The sequence below is a fragment of the Nocardia brasiliensis ATCC 700358 genome (assembly GCF_000250675.2).
Lineage (GTDB): Bacteria > Actinomycetota > Actinomycetes > Mycobacteriales > Mycobacteriaceae > Nocardia > Nocardia brasiliensis_B.
This window is the reverse complement of the sequence record NC_018681.1, coordinates 2,904,896-2,921,489: the sequence shown is the minus strand read 5'-3', so window position 1 is coordinate 2,921,489 and position 16,594 is coordinate 2,904,896. Positions and strand designations below refer to the sequence as shown.

Sequence of the window (16,594 nt, the reverse complement as noted above, 5' to 3'; positions counted from 1 at the left end):
CCGGGCCATGGCCGAGATCCCGCACACCGTGCTGGACACCCTGCGCGCGGTGGTCGACACGGCGACCCGGGTCGCGATCGACCACGCCAGGCTCTACGAATGGGCCCGCACCAGACAGGCCTGGATCGAGGCGACCAGCGATATCGCCACCGAATTCCTGGCGGGCACCGCGCCGGACCGGGTGCTCGCGCGGGTGGTCGAGCACGCGCGCACGCTGACCGGTTCGCAGCGCGCGCTGCTCGCGGTGGTCGAGCCAGGCATCCCACCCGAGGAGGCCACCGAACTCGTGGTGGCGCAATGCACCCACGCCGCGGCACCGGTCGCGCGACATACGGTGCGGCTCACCGACACCGCGGCCGGCAAGGCGTTCACGGAGCGCACGGCGGTCCAGCTCGCGGACGCGCGGGACGTCGATCTCGGGGCGCCCGGCGCGGCGGCCGGTCCGGCCCTGATCCTGCCGTTGCAGACCGCGGGTGTGGTGCTGGGCGTGCTGATCATCGTGCGCGGACCCGAATCCGGGCCCTACTCGGCCGAACTCGTCGCACTGGCCTCGGCGTTCACCGACCAGGCCGCCCTGGCCATGCAATTGGCCGAGGCGCAACGCAAGGCGCGCGAACTGGACGTACTCGCCGACCGCGACCGCATCGCCCGCGATCTGCACGACCATGTCATCCAGCGGGTCTTCGCGGTCGGCCTCGGCCTGCAGGGCCTGGCCACCCGGGTCGACGACGAGCAAGTCCGGCAACGACTTTCGGACGAGATCGACCGGCTCCAGGAGATCGTGCACGAGATCAGGACGACGATCTTCGACCTGCACGGCGGCGCGGGCGCCTCGCTGCGCAGACGACTGGAGGACGCGATCCGGCAGCAGACCACCGACACCGCGATCCGGGCCCGGCTGCGCGTCGACGGACCGCTGTCGGTGGTCGGTCCCGCGCTGGCCGATCACGCGGAAGCCGTTGTGCGCGAATCGGTCAGCAACGCGGTACGCCATTCCGGCGGGGACTCCGTGACGATCGACATCGCCATCGGTGACGAATTGACCATCCTGGTCCAGGACAACGGCCTGGGCCTGCCCGACAACGTGATCCCCAGCGGCCTGACCAATCTCGCGCAGCGCGCGGCCGAATCGGACGGCCGCTGCCGGATCGAGGCGGGTGCGCACGGCGGCACGGTGGTGCAGTGGTCGGTGCCGCTGAGCTGAGTCACCCGGCGAACCCAGTCTCCCGGCGAACCCAGTCTCCCGGCGAACCCAGTCTCCCGGCGAACCCAGTCTCCCGGCGAACCGGGCCTTCCGACGAGCCCCTTCTTCCGGCGCGCCGAACCTTCCGACGAACCGAGTCTTCCTGTGCGCGGGGCGGTCCGGCGCGCTACTACGCGGGACCGACCAGCGTGAGATCGCCGTCGTAGCGCCGGTACAGCAGCTGACCGCGGCCGTGGTCCTCGTCGGTGTAGAACAGGAACGGCAGGCCCTGCCGACACAGGATGCCCGCGGCCCGCTCCTCGTCCAGGACCGGCGCGGGTTCGGTATCAACGGTCAGCGCAAGCAGATTCACGGTTCCGGCGGCGTGCTCCGGCGCGCCGCACTGGCGGGACAATCGCACACCGAGCGGATCGCCCCAGTGCACCACGGCGTCGGCGCCGGTCGCCTCGTCCACGAACAGATACGCGTCGTAGTCCATCGCGTCCATCACCGCCGTCGCCTCGGCCGGTGTCCCGGTCAGCAGCGCGCAGTACTTGCGGCGCACGATCGGTCGCGGCCCGGTGACCCGTGCCAGCGGCGGGCGCGCCGGGTCCGGCCAGTCCCGCGCCGCCGCCGTCGCCAGCCGGGCCAGTTGCCGGTCGAGTCGTTCGGCGGCGAAGGTCACCGCGAACCCGCCGGGCCCGGTCACCTGCACCCGGGTCGCGACGCCATGGCTGCGAATGTTGGCCTGCACCACCGTCGGATCCTCGGCGTCGACCGGAGCGGTGACCCGGACCCTGGTCGCCGCGTCGAGGTGATGGCGGCGTAGCACCCGCCCGATCGCCCGGACCGCCCGCGTCACGTCCATCGCCGGAACCGCGCCGCAGGTGGTGACGGCGAGGTCGAGTTCCCCCGCGGTGTGCCAATACTGCGCCGGCGACGATCGCAACAGCCCTGACGACTTCATGTGGCACGTCCTTCGATTCGAACCCGAGCCACCATGTCACCATCGCGACGCCACCGCGAACAGGGCCGAAAGTCCCCGATCGGCGAACTAAACTGGCGCGAGGCGCAGTTCACGCGCCCGCCACAAGGGGAAACCGAGATGACCGACGAGCAGGGCAACGACCCCTACTCGGTCCGTGACACCCTCTCGCAACTGCGGTTACGGGAACTGCTGAGCGAGGTCAAAGAACGGGTCGAGCTCATTCTCGACTCCCGCGACCGGATGGACGGTCTGGTCGAGGCGATGCTGGCCGTCACGTCGGGCCTGGATCTGGACGAAACATTGCGCACCATCGTGCGCACCGCGATCAGCCTGGTCGACGCCCGCTACGGCGCGCTGGCCGTGCGCGGGCACGACCAGCAGGTGGTGCAGTTCATCGACGAGGGTATGGACGAGGCGACCCGCCGCGCCATCGGGCGCTTGCCGGCCGGGCACGGCGTGCTCGACGTGGTGTTCCAGCAGTCCAGGCCGTTGCGCCTGGATGATCTGTCGAAACATCCTGCCTCCGTTGGGCTTCCGGAGAATCATCCGCCGATGCGTACCTTTCTCGGGGTGCCGGTGCGGGTGCGCGGCGAGGTGTTCGGCAGCCTCTATCTGACCGAGAAGGCGGACGCGCAACCGTTCACCGACGATGACGACGTGCTGGTGCAGGCGCTGGCGGCGGCCGCGGGCATCGCGGTGGACAACGCGCGACTCTACGAATCGGCCCGCACCAGGCAGGCCTGGATCGCGGCCACCCGCGATATCGCGACCGAGTTCCTGGCCGGTACCGAGTCCGACAGCGTGCTCGGCCAGGTGGTCGAGCACGCGCGCACGCTCACCGGCTCGCAGCGCTCGTTCCTGGCGGGTCCGGGCAGTGCCGCGGGCGAGCTGGTGATCACCCAATGGTGCGGTCCCGGAACGGGTTACGAGGGCACGGTGGTACCGGTCGAGGGCACCGTGCTCGGTGAAGCGTTCACCCGCCGCACCCCGTTGCGGTTCGACGACGCCAGCGCGGTCGGTCTCGGTTTCGCCCGGCCGGAGAACGGGCCGCTGCTGATCCTGCCGCTGTGCACCCCCGACACCACACTCGGCGTGCTGACCACGTTGCGCCCCGCGGGCGCTGCGCCGTATTCCGACGAATTGGTCGAATTGACCGCCGCTTTCACCGATCAGGCGGCGCTGGCCATGCAGCTCGCCGATGCCCAGCACCGGATGCGCGAGATCGATATCCTGGCCGATCGTGACCGCATCGCGCGCGATTTGCACGATCAGGTCATCCAACGGCTGTTCGCGATCGGGATAACGCTGCAGGGTGCGGTCGCGAAGGCTACGGTTCCGGTAGTGCGACAGCGACTTTCGACGGTGGTGAACGATCTGCAAGAGGTGGTCCAGGACATTCGTACCTCGATCTTCGATCTGCACGGCAGCCAGGGCAACCCGCTACAGCAGCGGCTGGAGCGCGCGATCCGCCAGCAGACCGCCGAAACTCCGCTGCACGCAACATTTTCGGTGTCCGGCCCGCTGTCGGTGCTGGCGGACGAGCTGGCCGATCACGCGGAAGCGGTGGTCCGCGAGGCGGTCAGCAACGCGGTCCGGCACTCGGGGGCGGACACCCTCGCGGTACAGGTCACCGTCGACGACGATCTGACCATCGTGGTCACCGACAACGGATGGGGAATTCCGAATCACGTGGTACGCAGTGGATTACGCAATCTGGAGCAGCGGGCCGAAAAGGCCGACGGCGAATTCACCGTTGCCACCGCGGGTCTCGCGCCCGACGAGCGGGACGGCAGCGCGATGCCCGGCACCAGGCTGTGCTGGTCGGTGCCGCTGCCATGATCGGACGCCATAGTCGACGGCCGGTGCCGATGGTGGGACCGTCCAACCGGTTGCCGGCCGCGTGTCATGGCGCAGGTGCGCACCGCACAGTCGGGCGTGCGCCCGGCGCGTGCCCATCGATCTGCCCCGATCGCGGGAGCGAGGCCGCCGCACACCAGCGAAGCCCAGGCATCCGCGTGCCCTCCCAGCCTGCACCGCGACGGCCCGGAGGCCGCCGACATGCCGAGGAACAAGCCGTATCACCGGCCCGCGTGTCGCCGAGCACGGGCGGTGACGACCCGATCCCGGGAAACGTCCTATGATCTTGAAGGCGGTATCGGTTGTCGGGTCGCAGCCGGTCCGGCCCGGGATTCCCCGGCTGAGCAGTATCGGCCGGATATTTCCCGGAAAAGACGGTGCTGTAATGATCGGCGGACCGAGCCCGATCAAGTGCGCGAACTGTGATCGAGGCAATAGCGTCGGCGCTGTGATCTCGTACGCGCCGATACCAGAATAATCCCATGTTCCAATGGCCATAATCGGGTCGACGATCGGGGGTTCGAGTGGGTGAGGACAAGGTAGCCGCTGCGGTCGACGCCGCCGAGCAGCTGGCCGAGCGCTACCGTTCCCTGGTCGAGCACTCACCCGACGGCATCTGCGTGCACGAACGCGGCGTCCTCGTCTATGCCAACCCCGCTGCCGTCCGTTTGCTGGCCGCCGGCACCGCCGACGACGTGATCGGCAAGCCGCTCACCCAATTCGTCCACCCCAGCTCGGTCCCGGGGATGCTGGAGCGGATCAGCCACCTCACCACCAAGGGCGCCGCCTCCCGGCCGACCGAGATGACGCTGGTCCGCCTCGACGGCGCCCCGGTGCCGGTGGAGACCGTCTCGGTGCTCACCGCCTGGCACGACCGGCTCGCCTACCAGGTGGTCATCCACGACCTCACGGCCCAGCGGCACGCCGAGGCCGCGCAGCGATTGGCCGAGCAGCACTTCACCACGGTCGTCTCGCAGCTGGAAGAGGGCGTGGTGGTGATCGACACCGAAGGCCGGATCGAATCCATCAACCCGGCGGCCCGGCGCATCTTCGGCGCCGAGGACAGCGACGCCATCATCGGGCAACCGATCGATGCGCTGCCGCTGACCCTGCTCGACGCGAACGCGCAACCGCTGCCGCCGCACCGCCATCCCATCGCCCGCACCCTCGCCACCGGCGAGACCATCACCGGCTACGTCTTCGGCGTCGACCGGGTCGACGGTCAGCGGCGCTGGCTCTCCGGAAGCAGCAGGCTGCTCAACCCCGACGACAAGCGCTCGTCCGCGGTGTCCTCCTTCGCCGACATCACCGAGTTCCGGGCCAGCCGGCGGCAACTGGAGTACCAGGCCACGCACGACTCGCTGACCGGACTGGCGAACCGCTCGCTGATCCTGTCCCAGCTGGCCGGCGCGCTGGCCACCAGTGAGGACCTGCCGGTGTCCACCGTGTTGTTCATCGACCTGGACGGATTCAAGGCGATCAACGACACCCTCGGGCACGCGATCGGCGACACGGTGCTGCAGATCGTCGCGCAACGGCTGCAGCGCGCGTTGCGCGGCGACGATATCGTCGGGCGGCTCGGTGGCGACGAATTCCTGGTGCTGCTCTCCGGCCGGACCCGGCGGGTGGATATCGACGCGCTGGTGGAACGCCTGCGCACCACCATGGCCGAGCCGATCATCGCGCGCGGGCATCGCATCGAGGTGAACGCCTCGATCGGCGTCGCCCCGCTCAACGTCGGCGACCGGCGCACCCCGGAGGCGGTGCTGCACGACGCCGACCTCGCCATGTACCGAGCCAAGCCGTCCGGGCACCGCGAGGGCACGGTCACCAAGGGCCGCAGACCCAACAGCACGCACGCCTCCTAGGCGAAGGCCGCGCCGATGACCTCGATCACGCCCGCAACTCGAGGACCAACACGCCCGGCGCTGCGACCTGCACCGGAGTACTGGACGGCATGATTTCGGGTACACCAGCGGTTACGGCGAGCGCGCCGCAATCGCAGTAGACTCGACAACTCTGTTTTCCGAGCGTTCGCGTGCGCGGTGTCGACCGCGTGTACCGTTCGCCCGGCTTCATCGCGGTGACAAGGAGTTCAGTTTGCCCGACCTCACTCAGGACCGAGCCGGCTCGCCGGGTCAGGGCAACAGCACCGCGTCGCCCGCCCGCGCGGACGGCCCGGAGCTGACCCGCGAGACCGAACAGGAGCAGGCGTACCTCTCGGTGCTCTACGACCGGCTCGATGAGATGCGCGACTACGCGCGCAACCGATTACGCACCGTGCTGCTCGAAACCGGCGGCACCCCGCAGGCCCGCAGCGAACGCGAGTCGTTCAGTCAGCTCTACACCGAGGATCTCGCCAAATACGATGCGGCCGAACACGGTCTGTGTTTCGGTCGGATCGATCTGGCCGACGAATACCGCTACATCGGCAGGCTCGGCATCCTCGACGAGAAGGACGACTACGAGACGCTGCTGCTGGACTGGCGCGCGCCGCTGGCCCGCCCGTTCTATCTGGCCACCACCGCGGCGCCGGACGGCGTCACCCGGCGCAGGCACATCCGGTCGCGCAACCGCAAGGTCACCGCGATCAACGACGAATACCTCGACCTGGATGCCGCGCGCCAGGCGGGCGCCCGCGAGGACGACGGCGGTGTCGGCAGCGAAAGCGCGCTACTCGCCGCGCTGAACGCCGCCCGCACCGGCCACATGAACGACATCGTCGAGACCATCCAGCACGAGCAGGACGCGATCATCCGGTCCGAGCACAAGAGCGTGCTGGTGGTGCAGGGCGGCCCCGGTACCGGTAAGACGGCCGTCGCGCTGCATCGCGCCGCGTACCTGCTCTACACCTTCCGCCAGCAGCTCGCGAAGAGCGGCGTGCTGATCATCGGGCCGAACGCCACCTTCCTCGACTACATCGGGCAGGTGCTCCCCTCGCTCGGCGAGACCGGCGTGCTGCTGTCCACCATCGGCGATCTGTACCCGGGTGTGAAAGCCACCCGGGAGGATTCGCTGCGCGCGGGCGAGATCAAGGGCTCGCTCGGCATCCTGGAAGTGCTCAAGCAGGCGGTCCGCGATCGGCAGGAGGTGCCCGCGGAACCGATCCGGCTCAGCTTCGACGGCTACCCGGTGACGCTGGACCGCAAGATCGCCACCAAGGCGCGCGGCCGGGCTCGCTCCTCGCGCCGCCCGCACAACCTGGCCAAGCCGATCTTCACCAGTTCGGTGATCGATGCGCTCACCGACCAGCTGGCCGAGACCATGGGCGCGGATCTCTCCGGTGGACCGAGCTTACTCAGCCGGACCGATTTGGCCGAGATCCGCGACGAGATGCGGGCCGACCAGGAGATCCAGCGGGCCATCGGCAAGCTGTGGCCACTGCTGTCTCCGCAGGAGGTCCTCGCCGACCTGCTGGCCGACCCGAAACGGCTCGACCGCGCGGGCAGCAGCCTGGACCCGGCCGACCGCGCCGAACTGGTGCGCTCCGACGACGGCACGTTCAGCGCGGCCGACGCGCCGCTGCTGGACGAGCTGGCCGAACTGCTCGGCGTCGACGATGCCGAGGAACGCGAACGAGCCCGCCGCCGCTGGCGCGCCCAGCTGGCCGAGGCACAGGACGCGCTCGACATCCTGACCGGTTCCGCGCCACAGGATCTCGAAGACGAACTCGACCCGGAAATCCTGATGGCCTACGACCTGATCGACGCGAGTCAGCTCGCCGAGCGGCAGGACGTGCGCACCAGGCAGACCACCGCCGAACGCGCCGCGGGCGATCGCACCTGGACCTACGGCCACGTCATCGTGGACGAGGCACAGGAACTTTCGGAGATGGCGTGGCGAATGGTGATGCGGCGCATCCCGAATCGCTGGATCACCGTGGTCGGCGACGTCGCGCAGACCGGCGACCCGGCCGGTGCGTCCTCCTGGCAGCGGATGCTGGAACCCTATGTGGCCAAACGCTGGAAGCTCACCGAGCTGACGGTCAACTACCGCACACCGGCCGAGATCATGGACGTGGCCGCGGACGTACTCGCCGCGATCGATCCGGACGCGACGGCGCCGCGCTCGGTCCGCGAAACCGGAAACCCGCCGCGCGGGCATCACGTGGCTCCGTCCGGCGTGCGCGACGAAGTGGCCAGGCTGATCGCGACGGAAACCGGCCCGGGCACCACCGCGGTGATCGCGCCGCACACGCTGATCGAGGAGCTGGCCGAACTCGCCGGCGAATCGGTGCGGGTGCTGACCGTGCACGACGTGAAGGGTCTGGAGTTCGACGCGGTCTATCTGGTCGAACCTCAGGCGATCCTGGACGAGTCGCCGCGCGGACTCAACGACCTGTACGTCGCGCTGACCCGCGCGACCCAGCGGTTGGGCGTGGTCCACAGCACGGACCTGCCGGAAGTGCTCGGCGCGCTGCTGGTCGGATGATCACCAGGTAATGGTGGCGGAGGCCGCTCGGGCCGATGCCGCCACCGTTACCTGGTAATCGCATGTCCAGATGACGCGAAAGGCTCCGCATCGGGTGCGATGCGGAGCCTTTCGGGTAGTGCGAGGGTCAGCGCACGGTGTGCACGATGAGCACGTCCGAGCGGGACTTGCGGGCCACGTCCGAGGGGACGGAGCCGAGCAGGCGACCGGTCAGGGTGTTCAAGCCACGGTTACCGACGACCAGCAGGTCGGCGTCGACCTCCTTGGTCAGCGTCAGCAGGGACTCGACCGGCTCGCCGACCACGGCGCGCTCGACGATGTCCACCGCGCCCGCGGCGGCGGCCTTGTCCCGCGCGGTGCGCAGGATCTCGTTGGTGGGGGCGGACCCGCGCACCTGGTAGGCCTCTTCCTTCAGGACATCGGCGGCCGCGGCCACGTCACGATCGTCGGTCGGGTAGTAAGCACACGCGATGACCAGGGTCGCGGCGGACACTCCAGCCAGCGCGGCGGCCTTCTCGACGGCGACGTACGACGAGTCCGAGCCATCGGTACCGACGACAATCGTCCGGTAGGCGGTCATTCTCTCCTCCAAGTTATGAAGTGGTCACGTTGCCCACGCCGGTGCACCCGCACAGACGCGGCACCGGCGCAGCGACTTGCGTCGACCCTAGCGGCAAACGGAGTGGAAATATCAGAAATCGCAACACATCACATCGGCGGTGTCCGGGCATTCATGCCACAGGTTCGCGGGGAAATGTCACGGGGGCCCGAGTAACCAGGCCGGACACAAATGCGGCATCGGCAAACTGTGATCCAGCACAACAATGGTGAACCGTCTTGTCCCCCTGGGATATTCGTCACACACCAGGGGCGATGGAACGCCGATCGGCCCGCCGCGACGCGTAAATCACGCGCCGGGACGGGCCGATCGGGCTCGGTACTGCCGAGCTATCAGGGCCACTGTCGGTAGTTCGCCCAAAATAAGCCCAGAATCGCTCCGATGATGTCCATGCCTACCTTCTCCCTGCACTAAAAGGACGCGCAATATTAGCGCGTCGCACAGGGTTCAGAGGTCGAAAAGCGGTCCGGTGATGGTCAATCCGAGGTCGTCGACATGGGCGAAGAACGCGAACAGCATCAACGCGGCGCCGCCGAGGGCCACGTCCTTGTTGAAGCTGATCATCTCCATCTGCTTGGCCTGGGCGTCGGTCTCCTTCCAGAACGCGTGCATCAGCACCGCGGTGACCACCAGCAAGACCGCGAGCACCAGCGCGCCGAGATCCGCCCACACCCCGAGCAGAATGCTGAGCCCGCCCAGCGCGAACAGCGCACCCGACCCGAGCACCGACAGCTTGGCCATCGGCAGACCCCGGCTCTCGGCATAGCCCGCCATCGCGTCGGTCTGCATGAAATGCCCGACGCCCGAGCTCAGGAACAACACCGCGAACAACACCCGTCCGATCAACACCACGACATCCATGTCCAGCTCCTTGTTTGGCTGACGGTAGGTAGTGCAACATTCAACTAGCAGCTCGGAGGGGGTATTTCCCAGCCCCGGTCGAATGGTCGAATACGGTCGGCTCGGCAACTACATCCTGGTCGGCAGGACCTTCGCCGTAACCTCGTTGCGCGAGCGTAGCGAATTCTTGGCGTATTCCAGTGGAGCCATTCCGACTTCCGCGGTGAACTCGCGCGAGAAGTGCGCCTGATCGAAGTATCCCAGTTCGGCGGCCAACATGGCGAGATCTTCGGTGCGGCCGCGAGCGAGCAGTTCCGCGCCGTCCTGCAGGCGGTAACGCCGCAGCACCCACTTGGGTCCGGCGCCGACGTAGCGGCGGAACATGCGCTGCAGGGTGCGCATCGAGACATCGAAGCGTTCGGTGATCTGGTCCACCCTGGTCAGCTCCTGGTCCCGGGCGATCGCCTCGACGATGCGCAACACCAGCAGATACGTCGGGTCCGCCGGCGTGCAACGCGGCGCGAGGAAATCCTCGAGCACGCCGCGGCGCTGCTCGTCGGTGGTCGCGTCCAGAACACGCTCGATCAGGTCACCCGTGCCGGGCAGCACCTCGGTCAACGGGACGGAGTTATCGCGGAACGACCCGACAGCCAAGCCTGTGAACGCGCCGAAACCACCGGCTCGGAAACGCACACCGAACGTCTCCCCCACCCCGCTGAGCTCGCGGACGAACTTCGTCGTACACACTCCGGTGACGAAACCGCCTGTGCGCGTTGCGGATCGCTCGAAGGTGACGTTCACGCTGGGATACGGCAACACCTGCGCGTGGTATGGCGGCCGGTCGCGCAGATCCCAGTGCACCGACCAGTACCACTCGACGAAACGACCGACCACCGGCCCCGCGGGCAGCCGCGCCAGCGAGCGGTACTTCGCCTGCTCGTCCGGGTGCAGGATGCCGGTGGTGTCCACCGGCGTCACCGGGTTGGGTGCGGGCGGATCGAACGCGGTGCTACCGGACATCGTGCTGTCGCTTTCTTACAAGACCGGCCGGTCGTGGGCGACCAGTATCGCTGTCATGACCGACACCGTGAATCCCATCGCCGACGGCTACCACTCGATCACCTGCTTTCTCGCGGTCGGAGACGCGAACAAGGCCATCGACTTCTACACCGCCGTGTTCGGCGCCGAACTGCTCAGCCGCAACGACCTGCCCGACGGGCAGCCCGCGCACGCCGAACTGAAGATCGGCGATTCCACCTTGCAACTCGGCATGCCGATACCCGACAACAACGTGCTCGCCCCCAACGGCGAATGGGTGCACACCTCGATCGTGCATTACTGCCCCGACGTGGACAGCGTCATCGCCCGCGCCATCGCACACGGCGCCCGCTGCGCCGAAGAACCCCAGACCTTCGTCACCGGCGACCGCTTCGCCGTCATCATCGACCCCTTCGGCCACCGCTGGGCCGTCCTCACCAAGGTCGAAGACGTCTCCCGCGAAGAAGCCGACCGCCGCGTCAACGAATGGCTCGCCACCCAGTAGCGCCCGCGCACCCGGTCCACTCCCGCACCCCTTCTGCACCGACCCCCGGCGTGTCTTACGGCAAGTCGGGGTGCGCGAACACAGAAAGGGTGCGGATGCACCCCAACCCCGCGCGCCACAACACCACACCGCCAAACGCAGCCCAGCCTCCAACCCCCGCACCCTAGCCCCGCCAGCCGGTCGACCAGCCTGCCTGGGCAGTACAACTAGCCCCGCCACCTACACCCACCTCCGCACTAGCATCTGCCTCCGACCTGGCACTTCCAAAGCCGCACACCCCTTCTGCACCTAACACCGCGTACCCCACAGCGAGTCGAGGTGCGCGAACACCGAAAGGGTGCGGACGCACCACTGACCGCGCGGCACATCGCAGCGCCACCAGCCGCGGCCCAGCCTTCCGTTCCCGCCCCGCACCTGCACTCGCACCTGCCCACCACCTGCACTAGCACCCCCGCCTACTCCTGCCTCCGACCGGGCACTTCCACCGTCCCGCACCCTTTCTGCACCCAAACACCGCGTGTCGTACGGCAAGTCGGGGTGCGCGAACACAGAAAGGGTGCGGGGTTCTGCTCGTGGCTGGCGCTCAGCGCCGCCGGGCGCGTGCAAACCCCGGGCGGGCGCTCAGCGTCGACTGTCCATCCAGCCGAGACCGTTCGCCAACTGCTCCCCTGCGGCGTCGAACAACCTGTCGGCGGCCACTGACACATCCTCGGCAGCCACCCGTCGGTGGCGGACGCCCCTCGGACGCGGGCCGACCCCCTTCGGGGACCAACCCTTCGGGCGGCCACTTTCTCCGGAACGGAGAAACCTCAGCTGAGGCCGGCTGCGTCCATGCCGCGTAGTTCCTTTTTGAGGTCGGCGATTTCGTCGCGGAGGCGGCCGGCGAGTTCGAATTGGAGTTCGCGGGCGGCGTTCATCATTTGGGCGGTGAGTTCCTTGACGAGGTCGGCGAGTTCGGCGCGGGGCATGGACTTGATGTCGCGGCCCTCGTAGACGCCGGCGCTGACCGCGCGACCGGGCTCGCCCTGGGCGCGGCGGCCGCGGCTGGCGTTGCGGCCGGAACCGCCGACCTCGACCTCGGTCTCGTCGGCTTCCTTGTAGACCTGGTCGAGGATATCGGCGATCTTCTTGCGCAACGGTTTCGGGTCGATGCCCATCTCGGTGTTGTAGGCGACCTGCTTGGCCCGGCGCCGATCGGTCTCCTCGATCGCGTGCTGCATCGAGTCGGTGATCTTGTCGGCGTACATATGCACCTCGCCGGACACGTTGCGCGCCGCGCGGCCGATGGTCTGGATCAGGCTGGTGCTGCTGCGCAGGAAGCCTTCCTTGTCCGCGTCGAGGATCGCGACCAGCGACACCTCGGGCAGGTCGAGACCCTCGCGCAGCAGGTTGATGCCGACCAGCACGTCGTACTCGCCGAGGCGCAGCTGCCGCAGCAGTTCGACCCGGCGCAGCGTGTCGATCTCCGAGTGCAGGTAGCGCACCCGCACCCCGAGCCCGAGCAGATAGTCGGTGAGGTCCTCGGCCATCTTCTTGGTCAGCGTGGTGACCAGCACGCGCTCGTCCCGCTCGGTGCGCACCCGGATCTCGTGCACCAGATCGTCGATCTGCCCCTTGGTCGGTTTGACCACCACCTGCGGATCGACCAGGCCGGTCGGCCGGATGACCTGTTCGACCACTTCACCGCCGACCTGCCCCAGCTCGTACGGACCCGGGGTGGCCGAGAGGTACACCGCCTGCCCGATCCGGTCGGCGAACTCCTCCCATGTGAGCGGCCGGTTGTCCACCGCGGACGGCAGCCGGAAGCCGAACTCGACCAGGTTGCGCTTGCGCGACATGTCGCCCTCGTACATGCCACCGATCTGCGGCACGGTCACGTGCGACTCGTCGATGACGAGCAGGAAGTCGTCCGGGAAGTAGTCGAGCAGGGTGGCGGGCGCCGACCCGGCCGGGCGGCCGTCGATGTGGCGCGAGTAATTCTCGATGCCGGAGCAGAAGCCGACCTGCCGGATCATCTCCAGGTCGTACTGGGTCCGCATACGCAGGCGCTGGGCCTCGAGCAGCTTGCCCTGCCGTTCCAGTTCGGCGAGCCGTTCTTCCAGTTCGGCTTCGATATCGCGCACCGCGCGTTCCATCCGCTCCGGGCCGGCCACGTAGTGGGTGGCCGGGAAGATGCGCAGCATCTCGACCTGCCGGACCACATCGCCGGTGAGCGGGTGCAGGTAGTACAGCGCCTCGATCTCGTCGCCGAAGAACTCGATGCGCACCGCGAGTTCCTCGTAGGACGGGATGATCTCGACGGTGTCGCCGCGCACCCGGAACGAGCCGCGGGTGAAGGCCATATCGTTGCGGGTGTACTGCACGTCGACGAGCAGGCGCAGCAGCGCGTCCCGGTCGACCTCGGTGCCGACCTCCAGCTGGATCGAACGATCCAGGTAGGACTGCGGGGTGCCGAGGCCGTAGATGCAGGACACCGACGCAACCACGACCACGTCGCGCCGCGACAGCAGGCTCGAGGTCGCCGAATGCCGCAGCCGTTCGACGTCGTCGTTGATCGAGCTGTCCTTCTCGATGTAGGTGTCGGTCTGCGCGATGTACGCCTCGGGTTGGTAGTAGTCGTAGTACGAGACGAAGTACTCGACCGCGTTGTTGGGCAGCATCTCGCGCAGCTCGTTGGCCAGCTGCGCGGCCAGCGTCTTGTTCGGCGCCATCACCAGCGTCGGGCGCTGCAACTTCTCGATGAGCCAGGCCGTGGTCGCCGATTTGCCCGTACCGGTGGCGCCGAGCAGCACGACGTCGCGCTCCCCCGCCGTGATCCGGCGTTCCAGCTCGGCGATGGCAGCCGGCTGGTCACCGGCCGGCTGGTGGTCGCTGACCACCTGGAATTGCCCCTCGGTGCGCTCGATCTCGCCGACGGGTCGATGCTCCGAGTGGGCCAACGGGGTCGCGCCGGCGGCCCTGTCCTCGTAGCCCTCCGTCGGAATCTCGGTTGCAAATGCCATGATGACCAGCCTAGGCCCAGCCACCGACAGATTCCGCTGGTCCGGTGGCCCGAACCACACCTCAGTGCTGGATCAGCCCGCCGACCGGCACCGCAGCCACATGACCCGTCGCCGGCCTGGTCCGCGCCATGGCCAGCCCGACGTCCACGAGCGACGATCGCCGCAGGCCCGCGACGGCGCCGACCGGGGTCCAGGTCGGCTCGGCGGTCGCACCGTTCGGCTCGGCCCGCAGCCGGCCACCGGTGACCCGCACCAGGTAGTAGATGCCGACGTTCTGATGCTCGACCCCGGCCCGCGCGACGTCCGCGGGGATCACCCTGGAGTCCACGCCGAGCAGCCAGTCGACCTCCCCGCGGCAGCCCGTTTCTTCGGCGAGCTCCCGCAGCACCGCGTCGTACGGATCCTCACCGTGCTCGATCCGGCCGCCCGGCAGGGTCCAGGTGGATTGACCGCTCGGGGGCACATCCCGGGCGAGCAGCAGCCGCCCGTCGTCGAGGCATACCGCGTACGCCGCCAGCCGAAAACTCATGCGGCCCAACCTACGGACCGGTCGTCCACCCCGGCCGAAAGCGGGGTTTTCGGCGGGGACGGGCGGGGCATTCTTTCCGTTGTTACGGCGGCCGTTCCACGAGGGGGTGGAATTCGGCACACCGTCGCCCGCCCAAGAGCGGTAAAAGGGACGGTAAAAGCGGCACGTCCGCCGTGCCGCACCACGTCTATTTCACTTTACGAATCCCACCGATGTCCGAATTTCCCTCAGTAGCAACAGGTTTCGTGGCGAAAATGATGCTCGCGCATTACACCCCGTGACCCATTCCCAGGTGTACTCTGATTTGGTTGTTCGGACAACGAGTTCGGATGCGGCGAAGGACAACAGCCATGAGAGGTCTGATTCCATTGCTTAATACCGCGCCCACGACGGGCTTCGCAGGAAACCTCGCCAGGCATCTCCGCGCGGCGGTACCCGGCCTTAATCACAGCGGCCCGGCCGCCAACCCACCGAACTCGTTACCCCCGGGTCAGCCGCCCCACCGGCCGCACGTCGAGTTCTTCAACCTGGCCGAACTCACCAGCACCGACAACAAGGGTTTCGTCCGTCAGGTCGAGCGCTACCACCACGAACCGTGGGGCCTCTACATGGCGCGCATCGTGCCCGTCCCGCACCACCACTACCTGGAGTGCTGGCTGCTGCCGGAGCTGTCGTTGCGGGTGACGGTCACCCGCCGTAACCCGGCGCACCACGTGGACCACGACTTCCACCTCGACATCGGCGAGTTCACCGAGATCGCGCCGAAGCGCTGGAAGGCGATCGACCACTACCTCGACATCGAGGTGCACCGCGGCCGCGACGTCGAGCTGCGCGGCGTGGACGACCTGCTGGCCGCGCACGCGGCCGGCCTGGTGGACTCGACGCAGGCGCATCGGGCCTTCGAGTGCGCGACGGCCGCGCTGGACGGACTGGCCGTCAACGACCACTGCGTCGAGGACTGGCTCGCCACCCGCGGCATCACGCTGACCTGGATGTGACCGCCACACCGCTCGACTCGGTCCACGCGCCGGTAGATTCTGGATGCATGACGCAGGCACCCTCTGTCGACGTGCATCGGCCCAAGGTCGAATACTTCGACCTCGCGGACCTGACCAACACGGATCCGAAGGGCTTCGTGCGACCGGTCGAGCGGTACCAGGTGGCGCCATGGGGCCTGTACATGGCGCGCACCTCGGACCATGAACAGTTCCACTACATCGAGTCCTGGCTGCTGCCCGAGCTCGCGCTGCGCGCCAGCGTGTTCCACTACCACCCCGAACATCGGCGGGATCAGGACTTCTATCTGGACCTCGGCGAGTTCGGCCAGGTGGCGCCGGACAAGTGGCAGTCGGTGGACCACTACCTCGACATCGTCGTGCGCACGGGTCGCGAATGCGAGCTGCTCGATGTCGACGAGCTGCTCGCCGCGCACGTCGCCGGGTTGATCACCGCGGCCGCGGCCGAGGCGGCGATCGCACACGCCACCGCCACCATCGACGGTCTCGCCGCGCACGGTTACGACCTGAACCGCTGGCTCGAATCGCGCGGGATCACGCTCACCTGGAAGTAGCCGACACGCGAAACTGGATCGAATCGGTTGCG

At 68.1% G+C, this 16,594-nt stretch carries 13 protein-coding genes; 7 read left to right on the top strand and 6 right to left on the bottom strand.

The window, feature by feature from the left end; translation table 11 throughout:
- The first annotated feature begins 7 nt into the window (after window positions 1-7).
- On the top strand, window positions 8-1,204 hold the full coding sequence (locus tag O3I_RS13170; protein WP_014983417.1) for a GAF domain-containing sensor histidine kinase: 1,197 nt from the start codon (window positions 8-10) through the stop codon (window positions 1,202-1,204).
- Between the two features lie 169 nt (window positions 1,205-1,373).
- Here O3I_RS13170 and O3I_RS13165 read toward each other — a convergent pair whose 3' ends face one another.
- Window positions 1,374-2,150 (bottom strand): sigma 54 modulation/S30EA ribosomal C-terminal domain-containing protein, encoded by a 777-nt coding sequence (locus O3I_RS13165; protein ID WP_014983416.1) that lies wholly within the window; start codon window positions 2,148-2,150, stop codon window positions 1,374-1,376.
- 138 nt (window positions 2,151-2,288) lie between these two features.
- Here O3I_RS13165 and O3I_RS13160 point away from each other — a divergent pair, with 138 nt between their 5' ends.
- The 3 genes from O3I_RS13160 to O3I_RS13150 all read left to right on the top strand — a co-directional run bounded on the left by O3I_RS13160 (window position 2,289) and on the right by O3I_RS13150 (window position 8,459).
- The gene (locus O3I_RS13160; protein WP_014983415.1) at window positions 2,289-4,010 is read left to right on the top strand and encodes a GAF domain-containing sensor histidine kinase; all 1,722 of its coding nucleotides are present in this window, start codon (window positions 2,289-2,291) and stop codon (window positions 4,008-4,010) included.
- A gap of 542 nt (window positions 4,011-4,552) precedes the next feature.
- The gene (locus tag O3I_RS13155; RefSeq protein WP_014983414.1) at window positions 4,553-5,896 is read left to right on the top strand and encodes a diguanylate cyclase domain-containing protein; all 1,344 of its coding nucleotides are present in this window, start codon (window positions 4,553-4,555) and stop codon (window positions 5,894-5,896) included.
- A 316-nt stretch (window positions 5,897-6,212) separates the two neighbouring features.
- Window positions 6,213-8,459 (top strand): HelD family protein, encoded by a 2,247-nt coding sequence (locus O3I_RS13150; protein ID WP_041563740.1) that lies wholly within the window; start codon window positions 6,213-6,215, stop codon window positions 8,457-8,459.
- Window positions 8,460-8,586: 127 nt separating this feature from the next.
- Here O3I_RS13150 and O3I_RS13145 read toward each other — a convergent pair whose 3' ends face one another.
- The 3 genes from O3I_RS13145 to O3I_RS13135 form a co-directional block, all read right to left on the bottom strand.
- Window positions 8,587-9,039, bottom strand: coding sequence for a universal stress protein (locus O3I_RS13145; RefSeq protein ID WP_014983412.1), 453 nt, complete (start codon window positions 9,037-9,039; stop codon window positions 8,587-8,589).
- A gap of 486 nt (window positions 9,040-9,525) precedes the next feature.
- The gene (locus tag O3I_RS13140; protein WP_014983411.1) at window positions 9,526-9,939 is read right to left on the bottom strand and encodes a DoxX family protein; all 414 of its coding nucleotides are present in this window, start codon (window positions 9,937-9,939) and stop codon (window positions 9,526-9,528) included.
- Between the two features lie 108 nt (window positions 9,940-10,047).
- Window positions 10,048-10,938 (bottom strand): helix-turn-helix domain-containing protein, encoded by an 891-nt coding sequence (locus tag O3I_RS13135; RefSeq protein WP_051066592.1) that lies wholly within the window; start codon window positions 10,936-10,938, stop codon window positions 10,048-10,050.
- 55 nt (window positions 10,939-10,993) lie between these two features.
- Between O3I_RS13135 and O3I_RS13130 the strand changes: the two genes are divergently transcribed.
- Window positions 10,994-11,461 (top strand): VOC family protein, encoded by a 468-nt coding sequence (locus tag O3I_RS13130; protein ID WP_041563739.1) that lies wholly within the window; start codon window positions 10,994-10,996, stop codon window positions 11,459-11,461.
- Between the two features lie 809 nt (window positions 11,462-12,270).
- On the opposite strand, the gene uvrB is transcribed toward O3I_RS13130, so the two are convergent.
- Together uvrB and O3I_RS13120 are read right to left on the bottom strand one after the other, a co-directional pair.
- Window positions 12,271-14,463, bottom strand: coding sequence for an excinuclease ABC subunit UvrB (gene uvrB / locus O3I_RS13125; protein WP_014983408.1), 2,193 nt, complete (start codon window positions 14,461-14,463; stop codon window positions 12,271-12,273).
- 61 nt (window positions 14,464-14,524) lie between these two features.
- Window positions 14,525-14,992, bottom strand: a complete 468-nt coding sequence (locus O3I_RS13120; RefSeq protein ID WP_014983407.1) for an NUDIX hydrolase — start codon at window positions 14,990-14,992, stop codon at window positions 14,525-14,527.
- 350 nt (window positions 14,993-15,342) lie between these two features.
- Between O3I_RS13120 and O3I_RS13115 the strand changes: the two genes are divergently transcribed.
- On the top strand, window positions 15,343-15,990 hold the full coding sequence (locus O3I_RS13115; protein ID WP_014983406.1) for a DUF402 domain-containing protein: 648 nt from the start codon (window positions 15,343-15,345) through the stop codon (window positions 15,988-15,990).
- 47 nt (window positions 15,991-16,037) lie between these two features.
- Window positions 16,038-16,562, top strand: coding sequence for a DUF402 domain-containing protein (locus O3I_RS13110; RefSeq protein WP_014983405.1), 525 nt, complete (start codon window positions 16,038-16,040; stop codon window positions 16,560-16,562).
- The last annotated feature ends 32 nt before the right edge of the window (window positions 16,563-16,594 follow it).